Raw genomic sequence first — 11,460 nt, 5'->3', positions numbered from 1 at the left:
TGAAAAAAGAGCGTGACGGAATGGTTAAGTATATGCAAATAATTCGTTATGCGACTATTGTAATTACAATCATTCAAGCAATCGGTATCAGTGTCGGACTTCAGAGTCTTACAGGACCTAACGGTAACAACGCAATATTAATTGATCACAATACATTTATCATGGTCTCTGCCATCTCTATGGTAGCGGGAACAATGCTTCTTATGTGGATTGGGGAACAAATTACGCAAAGTGGTATCGGCAACGGTATTTCACTAATCATCTTTGCAGGAATCGTCTCAGCAATTCCTAGTGCAATCGGTCAGACTGTTACTATGATAAATACAGGAGCTATGAGTTTTTTAACAGCTATCGCAATTCTTGCTCTAGTATTGGCAACTGTAGGTGTAATCATCTATGTTGAACTAGGTGAGCGTCGTGTACCTGTTACATATGCTAAAAAAGTGATGCTACAAAATCAAAACAAAAGAGTTATGAACTATATTCCTATTAAAGTTAATTTAGCGGGTGTTATCCCTGTTATCTTTGCTAGTGCAATATTGATGTTTCCTATGACCGTTTTATCTAGTAGCACAAATCCTACTATCATGGCAATTGCTGATCATCTAAACCCTAATAGTTATTTCTTTAACTTTTTAACATTTGTATTTGTTGTTTTCTTTGCATTTTTTTATGCATCTATTACCTTCAATGCAAAAGATATTGCAGAAAACTTGAAAAAGCAGGGTGGATTTATTCCGGGTATTCGTACTGGAAATGCAACAAGTGAATTCTTAAATACGACAGCAAGTAATCTTACTTTTACCGGTGCACTCTATTTGGGTCTAGTTGCAACTCTGCCTTTTATGATTATCAAAGGGATGGGCGTACCTTTCTTTTTTGGTGGTACTGCAGTTTTAATCGTTGTTCAAGTTGCACTTGATACTATGAGAAAAATTGAAGCGCAGGTTTATATGAGTAAGTATCAAACATTAAGCGCGGTTGGTCTATAAGATGGCCATTGCGCTTAGAAAACAAAATGAAATAGAAAAACTCAGAGCCGCAAACAAAATTGTTGGCGGAAGTCTTGAGTTGCTCCATCAAAATACAAAAGTTGGAATCTCCCTAAAGGAGCTTGATGCAATGGCAGAGGATTATATCCGCTCTCATGGCGCCAAACCTTCGTTTAAAGGTCTTTATGGGTTTCCAAATACAGTTTGCACTTCTCTTAATCAAGTTATCATTCATGGAATCCCAACAGATTATAAACTTCAAGAGGGCGATATTATCGGTTACGATATTGGAACTGAACTTGATGGCTATTTTGGTGATGCTGCGATTACTGTTGGAGTAGGCAAAATAAGCGCACAAGATGAGATACTTATCGCATGTGCTAAAGAATCTCTTTATGAGGCAATCGCGTCTATAAAAGTAGGTATGAGGTTCAAAGAGCTCTCAGCTATTTTAGAAGACTCTATTCGCTCAAGAGGATTTGTGCCACTTCATAGTTTCTGCGGACACGGTATCGGGAAAAAACCTCATGAGGAGCCTGAGATACCAAATTATTTAGAAGCAAAAGATGCAAAAGGCGGTCCTAAAATAAAAAATGGGATGGTTTTTTGCATTGAGCCTATGATTTGCCAAAAGGATTCAAAACCGATTATTTTAGAAAATAATTGGGATGTTGTTAGTGCCGACGGTTTACGCGGTTCACACTACGAGCATACTGTTGCAGTTGTCAATGGTAAAGCTGAAATTTTATCTCTGGCTTGAGAAAAAAAGGATTAAAATGGCTAAATCAGATGTTATCGAAGTTGATGGCAAGATTATAGAGGCTTTGCCAAATGCAACATTTCGTGTTGAGTTAGAAAACGGTCATATTATTTTATGTCATATAGCAGGAAAGATGCGTATGCACTATATAAAAATATTACCGGGTGATAAAGTTAAACTTGAGTTAACACCATACTCGCTTGATAAGGGTCGTATCACCTACAGATACAAGTAAAAAGAGGCTCTTATCCTCTTTTTTTATCACAAAAAATTGTTATAAAAAAATAAATTAAGCTTTTTCTTGTATAATTTGTGCATGTAGTTATATAAGGATAAGCAATGCTAAATTCTCTCTTTTTTCGTATGCGTTTTGTTCACTACGTCGGAATACTTTTACTTATAATTAATGGAACATTTTTTACAGATAATATAATCGGACAGATAGTTCAGTATGTTATAGCAGCTGTTATACTTGTGCATGATTTGGATGAGAAATACAATGGTGTAGATATGACAAAGTCTCTTATAGGACAGCTTGAAAACCTTGAGCATGGAGAGAGGATTGTTTTAAAAAACAGTTATAATTCAGAACTAAGCGAAGCCGCAGAAAATATGAATAGATTTCAGGCTATATTTTTACAGGCTCAAGACACAAATGAAAAATCGCATATGATAGAACATATAGTTAACAAGATAAATAGTGACTATGAAAACACGAATAAAAGTATGATTAATGAGAGAGAGCTTCTTTCAAACGTAGTTTCAATAGGCGAAAAATTGAAGATGGTGTTAGGTAATAATTTGGTTGATGCTTCAAGTTCAAAAGAGAATATTGTTGAAGTAAGTAAAAATTTAAACAGCATTAAAAATGAGATATCAGGTATTGTAAAGCAACTTCAAGATGCTTCAGGTACACAAAATACATTAGCTAATAATCTAAGCAGGGTTTCAGAAGATGCAAATCAGGTTAAAGAGGTTATTCTGGTAATTGCGGATATTGCAGATCAGACGAATCTTCTTGCACTCAATGCTGCTATTGAAGCAGCCCGTGCAGGTGAACATGGACGCGGATTTGCCGTGGTAGCTGATGAAGTACGAAAGCTCGCAGAGAGAACACAAAAAAGTCTTACTGAGATAAATGCAACTATTAATATAGTAAGCCAATCCATAAACGAGACAAGCCAGCAGATGAATATGAGCAGTCAAACAATTGAGTCGCTGGCAGAACTCTCAACTGACACCTCAAAACGTATGCAAAGCATCAGTCATGCAATTGACAAGGGAGTTACTTTAGCAGAGACTACAGTAGAGAGCTATACTCAAAACGCTAAAACAACAGAAGAGATTATTGGAAATATTGCAAAGATTGATGAGCTTTCAAAAAGAAGCAATGAGTGTATAAAGGTAATAAAAGAGAGTGTTAAAGAGCTTAGCCGAGTAGTATAAGTTTTTATTCTGAAAAGTTGACGAGTTTCTGTTTTTAAGAACTAACTTTTCAGAGGGTGCTATAAAAGCACATAGGCGTATAAGTAAAGAGTCTTAAAACGTCTGTTTGTTTCTAAACTCTGATATCTCTGTCTCAACCATCTCATTTATCATAATTTTAAAAAGATCAGAGATCATATTTGGAGATACACCTGCTTGAATCGCAGAGTGTCGAACTTTTTGTAGGATAAAATCAATTCTATCTTCGGCTTTAACCTCTTCGATGCTATTTTTAAATGGAGCAGCTTGACGCACAAGATGACTTCTTTTGGAGATAAGTTCTACAATTTTATCATCTATCTTATCTATCTCTGCTCTTACCTCTTCAAGTGAGCTGCATTTTTTCATATTAGGCATAGTATTTTCTCCGTTTTTAATAGAATATGTTATCCAAAAAGAGACAATAATGAAGCCACATTTTCTAGTTTGGTTTTATAATTTTTTTTATCTGTTTTGGTAGATGCGCAAAGGGAATATTTTTTATTTTCGCTTTTGCTCCATCTTCGTAAACCATTACATCAACGCTCATCTTAAGAGGAAAAAAACATATAATTTTGTATAAGTTTCTCTCTAGGGTATAGGTTATATTTGCCTCAAGCAGTTCTATACTATTTCTCTTTTTTGCCATGTGAGCTCTTGAGATATATTCCGCTCTCTTTAATCTCAATATCTCCACTTTCTTGAAGAGTTGTGAGAGCGCGCTTGTACGCTTTTTTGCTTAAGCCGAAAACATTTTGCACTAACTCTGGGTCGCTTTTATAGTTGTAAGGCATAGAACCGCCGCTCTCTTTGATAAGCGACATTACTTTTTGACAAGATGCATCTTTTTGTTTAGCTCCGAGAGCTTGAAGAGTTAAATCAATACAGCCATCTTTTCTTACGGTTTTTACATACGCTCTTTTTTTACTTCCAATCTCTATCTTTTGAAATATTTCGTTGTGATAGATAAGCCCCTCATATTTCTCCTCGACAATGCACTTAAAACCAAGCGGAGTTTTTGCGATGATGAGAATATCAACCTCTTTGTGTGGGGCAAGCCCCTTTGGCTTTTTATCAAAAAAGCTGCCTAGTTTTTCGGTTCCAACAAGTCGGTGTGTCTTTTCGTCATAGACAACCTTTAGAAATCTTTTCTCGCCGATTTTAAACTTCTCTTTTTGAAACATATTTGGAACAAAAAGATCCTTTGCAAGCCCCCAACCAACAAATGATCCAAAAGGTGCGACATCTACCACCTCAAAAAGGGCAAACTCATCAAGCATAGCTTTTGGTTTAAGAGTCGTAGCGATAAGTCTATCTTCAGAATCCGTATATAAAAATAGCTCTAATAGCGTACCCTCTTGCATCTCGTCTGTTACATAAGCTTGTGGCAGAAGCACATCTTTTTCATCAAGGGCACTCAGAAATATGCCATGAGGTGTGTGTCTTTCAACTCTTAGGCAGTTTATGCGTCCGAGTTCTAAATGTTGATTTTGTTGCAAAATATTTCCTTATAATTGTTCAGAATTATATCTGTATTGAGATATACAAATGGTTAAGCTTTAGATGTTAACTTATTTTATCTATAAACGAGAGAACTTCATCTACGCTAAGAACCTTTCCCGTACTTACTACTTTTTTATCTATTACAAGCCCAGGGGTACTTACAACCTGATACTCCATAATTTTCATTATGTCATCCACTTTTTCTATCTGTACAAACCTTCCGCTCTTTGCAACAGCCTTTTTTACCACCGCTTCAAGTGTTTTGCACTTTGCACAACCTGTCCCTAAAATCTCAATTTTCATGCTCTTTCCTTTTATAAAATAATATTAAATAGATACCCGACTAATAGTATCCCAAAACCGACTACGCCAAAAAAAATTGCTATTAACTTCATAGATAAGACTCTTTTTAGTATCATTGCCTCAGGAAGGCTTAGTGCTACAACCGCCATCATAAAGCTAAGTGCAGTTCCAAGAAGCATCCCTTTTTGAGTTAACGCTTCAACAAGAGGTAAAATTCCCGCAGCACTGCTATACATCGGGATGCCCATGACAACGCCTATAATCGGTGCATACCAGGCATCGCCTCCTGCATATTTACTTATAAAGTCAGTTGGAACATAGCCGTGTATAAATGCCCCAATCCCCACGCCCACGACAACATAAAGATATATCTTTTTAAATATATCCAAAGTGTAATCTGATGCCTCTTTAAGTCTGCTGCTAAAGGGTGGCTTGTTTTGCGCAAAAGAGGGAGTCTCTACCGGTTTTATCTCTATAAGAATCTCTTTTTCTAGGTTCATAGAGCCGATAATGATTCCTGCAACCACTGCTACTAAGAGACCTACACCGACATAAAGCAGTGCGATTTTAAAACCAAACAAAGAGATAAGCATCGCAATGACTACGGCATCACTTAAAGGCGCTGAGATAAGGTAGCTAAATGTCACGCCAAGTGGGATTCTTGCTTGCAAAAACCCCAAAAACAGGGGAATCGCGCTACATGAACAAAACGGAGTCATAACACCAAAAACAGCTGCTAGAATATGTGCCGTGAGTTTGTGCTTTTTGCTTATATACTCTCTTGCTTTCTCAACTGGAAAATAGCTTCTCATGATGGTTACAAGATAGATAATAACCATAATTAAAATAAAGATTTTTATAGTATCGTAGATGAAAAAGTGAACCGCTTCGCCAAGGTGGCTGCTTGATGCTAATCCAAAAATATCAAAAACAAGCCAAGCAACTAGATTATGCAACCAATCAAACATGACACAACTCTTTTTTTACAAGAGGCAGAAGCTCTTTTTCTATAAGAAGAAGGGTTTTTTCGTACTCCTCTTTAGGCTTGCCGCTTGGATCATCAAGCCCTACGTGTATAGTTTTAACGGCTTTTGGAAACATAGGGCAGGTCTCTTTTGCATGATCGCAAACTGTAACTATCAAATCAAACTGGGTATCCATAACACTCTCAATAACTTTAGAGTGATACTCCTCTCTCCAGTAACCTAGAGAGTCTAAAAGTGTTTTAGCATTTGGATTTACTTTCCTGCTTGCTTTAACTCCTGAACTTTGTGCTTTTAAACAATCGCCGAGCTTTGCGTTTAAAAGTGCCTCTGCCATAATAGAGCGGCAGCTATTTCCCGTGCATAAAATCAGGACACTCTTTTTACTCATAATTTACACTCTCCTGCTTGTGAGGATTTTTTTAATTTTGGAATTTCTATATCAAGATGTTTTATCTCACTAAGGGCTTCAGCTCTAAAGCGATCAAGCGGGCTTCTTATAGAGTAGTATGCCCATGTACCTTGTCTCTGTACACGCAAAAACCCAGCTTCTTTTAAGATTTTAAGGTGGCGTGAGAGACGGGACTGAATCATATTTAAAGAGTTTTGCAAATCGCAAACGCATATCTGTCCATGCTCATCAAGAAAGCGCAGTATCAGAACTCTTGTTTCATCATTAAGTGCCGAGACACTTTTTAAAAAGATATCCATATCGGTCTCCTTTGTTAAAATTGCAAAATTGTAGCAAAATAATATTATTAAATCAAGATATGTTGATGTTTAGATTTAATTTTGCCATAGGTTCCTTATGAATTCTGATGTTGCTTTTTTGTGAGAATAACCGCCCTGATGCTTTAACTTTTCACGCGGCATCAAATAGAGATTTTTCTTCTATTATGTGCAGCGTTATTTTAAGTTATAAGAAAGTATAAAAGTATTAAACTTACTTACTAGAAAGTAAGTTTAAATATTAATACTAAAAGAGAAAATTATGCAGCTCTCAAGACCAAAAGAAGTAAAAAGTTTGATGATAGAGAAGACAGAAGCTTTACCACAAAGCCTAAATTATGTAAAAACAGCGTTTGATACATTTGAGAGTTTTTAATGGCTAAAAAATCAAAAAAAGAGTTGATTTTAATAACTGCTATAGAAAATTTTTCTAAGTTTGGTTATGAAAATACAAATTTGGATGTAATTGCTAAAGAGTGCAATATTACCAAACCTGCAATTTATTACCACTTTAAAGACAAAGCAGCACTTTATGAAGCTGTTGTTTACTCTGAATTTTTAAAGCTTGTTCAAACTATTGAAAAAAACACACTAAAGGGTGATGCTAAAGAGAGACTTCATAACTATATAGAAACTTTTGGCTCCTTTCTTATCTCAAACCCAACTTTTAGCTCCATCTTTGCAAGAGAGATAGCAAGCGGAGCTGCAACACTTCCCGATAAATGTACAACGATAATCTCTCGTACTCTCTCAAGATTGATACTCATTTTAGAACAAGGTGCAGAGGAAAAAGTCTTTGAAAAAGAGAATCCTTTTATAATTCAGATGATGATTGTCTCTACTCTTACCTCTTACAACACTACAAAACCTCTTAGAGAGAGGATATTTTCTGTTTTAGAAGATAAGAGCAAACTACCTGAAGTTGAGTTTGAAAATATAGTTGAATCACTCTCTAAAAAAATCATAAAAGGATTACTATGTTAAAAAAAACATTAATAATGCTCTCTTTGCCTTTGATGCTAAGTGCATACACAATACCAGAACTCTTTGATGCGCTTAAGAGACATTCGCAAACAAAGTCTGATGAGATGGTAGTAAAAAAAGCAGAGATTTATGAAGATTTAGCAGATGCAAAACTCTACCCTAAAATAAATCTTTTTGCGAGTTACGATCACTACTCTTCGCCCACAAACCTATTACCCGTTCCTCCAAACACGATAAAAAACCCTGCTACCGCGCAACCTTTTAGCCAAAATATAACTCGTGAAGGAGCTGCGTTTACTATGCCTATTTTTATGAAATCTATCTTTACTCTGGTTGAGAAGGCTAAAATAATGCAAAAGAGTGCAAAAGCAAAAAAGTATATAAATCTTCTTGAAAATGAAGCGCTTATTGTAGGTAATAACGCAAATTACATCTACTTAGTGGCACTTCAAAAATCTTTAGATATAAAAGAGAAGTCACTGCTAGAGACGAAAAAAACTTTGCAAATAAAAGTAGAAAATGGAAGAGTTGGAGCATCAGAACTTTATAAAATAAATGATAGTCTCAATCAAATTAATATTACTAAAAATAGTATCGAAATACAAAAGAGAAAACTCATAAGCATCATATACTCTCTTACTGGTATAAAACTTGAAGCACCAGTTACTATGAGTGTTAATGAAAATCTAGATAGTAGTAGAGGCTTAGCATCTCTAGAGCCTTTAAGGGTAAGAATTGCTGCTGATAAGTTAAGTGTAAAAGCCGAGAAGGAGAAACTATACCCTGCGTTTTTTGCACAAGGAACCTATGTTTTTTCACAAGGAACTGCATATAACAATGATAAAAGCTTAAATGAAGAGTATGGAAATATAGGTGTGATTTTAAATATACCACTACTTCAAATGGAAAATTATAGTGAGATATCTTTAGCAAAAATAGAAGTAAAATCTTCTGAAGTAGAACTCGCAAAAATGACAGATGAACTAGAGTCAAAAGCGCAGATGCTAGAGGAGTCGTTACCGCTTTTATATAACTCTGTGAAACTCTACACTCAAAGTATAGACGATAAAAAACAACTACTTGAGCTTGCAAAACTCAACTTTAAAAATGGCAGGCTCTCAACTGAAGAGTATTTAAGATACGAAGATGATGTTATTTCAGCAGAAGCCCAGCTTTATAAAGCAGATGCTGAGGTAATACAAACAAAAATGCAGCTAGCAGTTATATATGCTAATAATATTGAGGAGATGCTAAAATGAAAAAATATCTAAAAATAGGTTTAGCCCTAATCGTAGTCGTGGCTCTTGGCGTGACTGGAGCAAAAAAAATCCAAACAGCCAGAGCAGCTGATGCGGCACTTGCTAAAGCAAAGATTTACCCTATTGTAGTAAGAACTATGTTACCTTCATTGGTTGATGCGAAACTCTCACTTCCATATCTTGCGGATGTAGATAATGACAAAGATGTTTTACTCTCTTCAAGAATTTCAGCGAGAATTATTAGTATAAAAAACAGTGGCACGCCAGTTAAAAAAGGCGAGATAATAGCAAGACTTGATACAACTAGCATACAGAGCACTCTTAAAAGTATTCAAAACCAGATAACTTCTGAAAATATTGCACTAAAGAACTTAAGAGCGACACACAAAAGAACACTAGAACTCCTTAACGTGCAAGGGGCATCTATAGAAGAGTCTCAAAAAGAGGCGACTATGATAGCTGCAACTGAGGCAAAATTAGCAGGTCTTAAACAGCAAGAGATAGAATCAAAAAACAACCTCTCTTACGCACTAATCACTTCCCCGGTTGATGGAGTGATAGCTAAAAGTATGGGAAGTGATGGGGCTATGAGTATGCCGGGGAGTCCACTTGCTAAAATCAGCTCTAAAAATGGTTTTTATTTGATGCTTAGAATTCCTACAAATATAAATATAAAGGAAGTCTCGTTTAATGGAGAGGATTTTCCTGTTATTGCTCTTGGTAGCACCTTTCATGGTTTGGCAGAGTATAAAGTATATACGGGAGACTCTACGCTTACAAGTGGCGACAGAGCTGAGGTAGATGTGATTATTTATAATAACAAAGGTTTTCTTCTGCCATTTGATGCGCTTCTTAACCGTGAGGGTAAAAGTTATGTTCTTGTAGTAGATGCTAACAAAGCAGAGCCAAAAGAGGTGCATATCTTAGAGAGCGCAGAGCAAGGTGTTGTTGTATCGGAGAGCTTCAGCGGAGAGAAAATCGTTGTAGCAAAACCAGATATTTTACTTAAACTCTCAAGCGGTTATGCCCTAGAGGTAAGGGAGTAAAAAAATGTTTGAGTATTTTTACAAAAGATCTTATCTTCTTTACTCTATAATCGCCACATTTTTTATAATGGGGATTATTGCTTTAATAGTTCTTCCAAAAAACTTATTTCCAGATGCAAATCCACCTCAAGTTATAGTTATTACAGCCATCCCCGGAGCTACTGCTCAAGTCGCAGCATCAACTGTTTCTAAACCCTTAGAACAAGAGATAGCACGTTTAGGACTTGTTACGGATGTCAGCAGTATAAATGTTGCAAACTTCTCTATCGTAAAAGCTGAATTTGAGTATGAAAAGGGTTTAAACGCGGCAGCGGTTGATGTAGCAAACGCACTAAGCATTGCACGAGCTAAAATACCAGCAGGACTTAATCCGGCTGTTTATACGGCAGGAGACTTTACGCTTCCTGTTGATATTATCTCACTTACTCCAAAAAATAGCAGTGTTAATTTGGCTGATATTAGAAAAATAGCGGATAGTTTTATAAAACCACAGCTCTTAAGTAACACAGAGATAGGAAATGTTGAAGTGTTTGGTGGATTTGAGAGCGCGATAAATATCGAGATAGATCCCTTTAAAGCAAAGCGTTATAGTGTCAATTTTGAGGAGATAGCCAAAGCCATAAGAGTGCTTAATCGTGACATACCTATTGGGTTCATCAAGGGTGAGAATGATTTTTTCACGGTTACATATTACGGCGAAAAAGACAATGTGGAGCGACTTAAACAACTCCCTGTAATGCCAAATGTACGTTTAGGAGATGTAGCAGACATTAAGTGGAGCTACCAGAAACGAACAAGCGGATATTTGGGAAATGGACAAGGGGCTATTGCTCTTGCCATCCAGCGTGCACCCGGAGGAAGTGTTCTTGACGTTAGTAATGCGGCTCGTGCCCAGATGCAAAAACTTCAAGACGAGTATCCTAACATCAACTTTGAGATAAGTGATACGCAAAGAGATTTGATAGAGCAAGCAAACTCCAATATGCTTGATGCTCTAAGAGATGCTATTATCTTTACTCTTTTGATTATTATGATTTTCTTGGGTAATTTTAGAGCGATTATCGCAGCAGGGCTCTCTATTCCTATGGTTTTTTTCTCTACTATTGCCATCGTTTGGTTAACTGGCGGAGAGTTAAACATAGTAATCTATACGGCTATTATTTTAGCACTTGGGATGCTCGTAGATGATGCTGTTGTTGTTTTAGAAAATATAGAGAGACATCTAAATGAGAAACATGCAAGCTTACAAGATGCCATTAAAGAAGGAACAAAAGAGGTTTTAAGCCCTGTTTTTGCAGGAACTATTGCTACAGCCGCTATTCTTTTTCCACTTATGTTTATTGGTGGATTTCCACAAAAGATTTTTAGACCGTTAATCGAGACTCTTATCATCGCTTTGTTTGTTAGTTGGTTTTTATCTATAACATTTATACCACT

15 protein-coding genes are annotated in these 11,460 nt (G+C 36.3%); 8 read left to right on the top strand and 7 right to left on the bottom strand.

Annotated elements, in window-relative coordinates; all coding sequences use genetic code 11:
• The 4 genes from secY to M0Q17_RS08575 all read left to right on the top strand — a co-directional run.
• A partial coding sequence (gene secY, locus M0Q17_RS08590; protein WP_295085951.1) for a preprotein translocase subunit SecY occupies nt 1-992 on the top strand: 992 nt, incomplete at its 5' end.
• A gap of 1 nt (nt 993) precedes the next feature.
• Nucleotides 994-1,752, top strand: a complete 759-nt coding sequence (gene map / locus M0Q17_RS08585) for a type I methionyl aminopeptidase (protein ID WP_295085949.1) — start codon at nt 994-996, stop codon at nt 1,750-1,752.
• A 16-nt stretch (nt 1,753-1,768) separates the two neighbouring features.
• Nucleotides 1,769-1,987, top strand: coding sequence for a translation initiation factor IF-1 (gene infA / locus M0Q17_RS08580; protein WP_008338996.1), 219 nt, complete (start codon nt 1,769-1,771; stop codon nt 1,985-1,987).
• Nucleotides 1,988-2,091: 104 nt separating this feature from the next.
• Complete coding sequence (locus M0Q17_RS08575) at nt 2,092-3,198, top strand: methyl-accepting chemotaxis protein (RefSeq protein ID WP_295085947.1); 1,107 nt, start codon at nt 2,092-2,094, stop codon at nt 3,196-3,198.
• A gap of 93 nt (nt 3,199-3,291) precedes the next feature.
• Here the strand turns inward: M0Q17_RS08575 and M0Q17_RS08570 are convergent, their stop codons facing one another.
• The 7 genes from M0Q17_RS08570 to M0Q17_RS08540 all read right to left on the bottom strand — a co-directional run bounded on the left by M0Q17_RS08570 (nt 3,292) and on the right by M0Q17_RS08540 (nt 6,716).
• Nucleotides 3,292-3,585 carry a chorismate mutase gene (locus tag M0Q17_RS08570; protein WP_295085953.1) on the bottom strand — a complete coding sequence of 98 codons (294 nt, stop codon included), beginning with the start codon at nt 3,583-3,585 and terminating at the stop codon, nt 3,292-3,294.
• A gap of 73 nt (nt 3,586-3,658) precedes the next feature.
• Entirely contained in the window at nt 3,659-3,865 is a 207-nt protein-coding gene (locus M0Q17_RS08565; protein WP_295085945.1) for a hypothetical protein, read from the bottom strand.
• On the bottom strand, nt 3,846-4,715 hold the full coding sequence (locus M0Q17_RS08560; RefSeq protein ID WP_295085943.1) for a S1-like domain-containing RNA-binding protein: 870 nt from the start codon (nt 4,713-4,715) through the stop codon (nt 3,846-3,848). Before M0Q17_RS08560 ends, M0Q17_RS08565 begins: the two co-directional genes overlap by 20 nt.
• A gap of 67 nt (nt 4,716-4,782) precedes the next feature.
• Complete coding sequence (locus M0Q17_RS08555) at nt 4,783-5,022, bottom strand: thioredoxin family protein (RefSeq protein ID WP_295085941.1); 240 nt, start codon at nt 5,020-5,022, stop codon at nt 4,783-4,785.
• An 11-nt stretch (nt 5,023-5,033) separates the two neighbouring features.
• A complete protein-coding gene (locus M0Q17_RS08550) occupies nt 5,034-5,990 on the bottom strand; it encodes a permease (RefSeq protein WP_295085939.1) in 957 nt (318 codons plus the stop codon).
• The gene (locus tag M0Q17_RS08545; protein WP_295085938.1) at nt 5,983-6,396 is read right to left on the bottom strand and encodes an arsenate reductase ArsC; all 414 of its coding nucleotides are present in this window, start codon (nt 6,394-6,396) and stop codon (nt 5,983-5,985) included. Before M0Q17_RS08545 ends, M0Q17_RS08550 begins: the two co-directional genes overlap by 8 nt.
• A complete protein-coding gene (locus M0Q17_RS08540; protein ID WP_295085936.1) occupies nt 6,393-6,716 on the bottom strand; it encodes a metalloregulator ArsR/SmtB family transcription factor in 324 nt (107 codons plus the stop codon). Before M0Q17_RS08540 ends, M0Q17_RS08545 begins: the two co-directional genes overlap by 4 nt.
• A gap of 393 nt (nt 6,717-7,109) precedes the next feature.
• Here M0Q17_RS08540 and M0Q17_RS08535 point away from each other — a divergent pair, with 393 nt between their 5' ends.
• The 4 genes from M0Q17_RS08535 to M0Q17_RS08520 form a co-directional block, all read left to right on the top strand.
• Complete coding sequence (locus M0Q17_RS08535; protein WP_295085934.1) at nt 7,110-7,718, top strand: TetR/AcrR family transcriptional regulator; 609 nt, start codon at nt 7,110-7,112, stop codon at nt 7,716-7,718.
• Nucleotides 7,712-8,977, top strand: coding sequence for a TolC family protein (locus tag M0Q17_RS08530; protein ID WP_295085933.1), 1,266 nt, complete (start codon nt 7,712-7,714; stop codon nt 8,975-8,977). The genes M0Q17_RS08535 and M0Q17_RS08530 overlap by 7 nt, the downstream gene beginning before the upstream one ends.
• Entirely contained in the window at nt 8,974-10,023 is a 1,050-nt protein-coding gene (locus tag M0Q17_RS08525; RefSeq protein WP_295085932.1) for an efflux transporter periplasmic adaptor subunit, read from the top strand. Before M0Q17_RS08530 ends, M0Q17_RS08525 begins: the two co-directional genes overlap by 4 nt.
• Nucleotides 10,024-10,027: 4 nt before the next feature.
• Nucleotides 10,028-11,460, top strand: a 1,433-nt coding sequence (locus M0Q17_RS08520) for an efflux RND transporter permease subunit (protein ID WP_295085930.1), incomplete at its 3' end; no start/stop codon positions are given.

Source organism: Sulfurimonas sp. (assembly GCF_023229105.1).
In the GTDB taxonomy this organism is placed as follows: Bacteria; Campylobacterota; Campylobacteria; order Campylobacterales; family Sulfurimonadaceae; genus Sulfurimonas.
This window is presented reverse-complemented; position numbering and strand designations above follow the sequence as displayed.

Coding starts and splice junctions, on each gene's coding strand:
- infA (WP_008338996.1), top strand. CDS start 1,769: ATGGCTAAATCAGATGTTATCGAAGTTGATGGCAAGATTATAGAGGCT.
- M0Q17_RS08570 (WP_295085953.1), bottom strand. CDS start 3,585: ATGAAAAAATGCAGCTCACTTGAAGAGGTAAGAGCAGAGATAGATAAG.
- M0Q17_RS08525 (WP_295085932.1), top strand. CDS start 8,974: ATGAAAAAATATCTAAAAATAGGTTTAGCCCTAATCGTAGTCGTGGCT.
- M0Q17_RS08565 (WP_295085945.1), bottom strand. CDS start 3,865: ATGGCAAAAAAGAGAAATAGTATAGAACTGCTTGAGGCAAATATAACC.
- M0Q17_RS08575 (WP_295085947.1), top strand. CDS start 2,092: ATGCTAAATTCTCTCTTTTTTCGTATGCGTTTTGTTCACTACGTCGGA.
- M0Q17_RS08555 (WP_295085941.1), bottom strand. CDS start 5,022: ATGAAAATTGAGATTTTAGGGACAGGTTGTGCAAAGTGCAAAACACTT.
- M0Q17_RS08530 (WP_295085933.1), top strand. CDS start 7,712: ATGTTAAAAAAAACATTAATAATGCTCTCTTTGCCTTTGATGCTAAGT.
- M0Q17_RS08535 (WP_295085934.1), top strand. CDS start 7,110: ATGGCTAAAAAATCAAAAAAAGAGTTGATTTTAATAACTGCTATAGAA.
- map (WP_295085949.1), top strand. CDS start 994: ATGGCCATTGCGCTTAGAAAACAAAATGAAATAGAAAAACTCAGAGCC.
- M0Q17_RS08545 (WP_295085938.1), bottom strand. CDS start 6,396: ATGAGTAAAAAGAGTGTCCTGATTTTATGCACGGGAAATAGCTGCCGC.
- M0Q17_RS08550 (WP_295085939.1), bottom strand. CDS start 5,990: ATGTTTGATTGGTTGCATAATCTAGTTGCTTGGCTTGTTTTTGATATT.
- M0Q17_RS08540 (WP_295085936.1), bottom strand. CDS start 6,716: ATGGATATCTTTTTAAAAAGTGTCTCGGCACTTAATGATGAAACAAGA.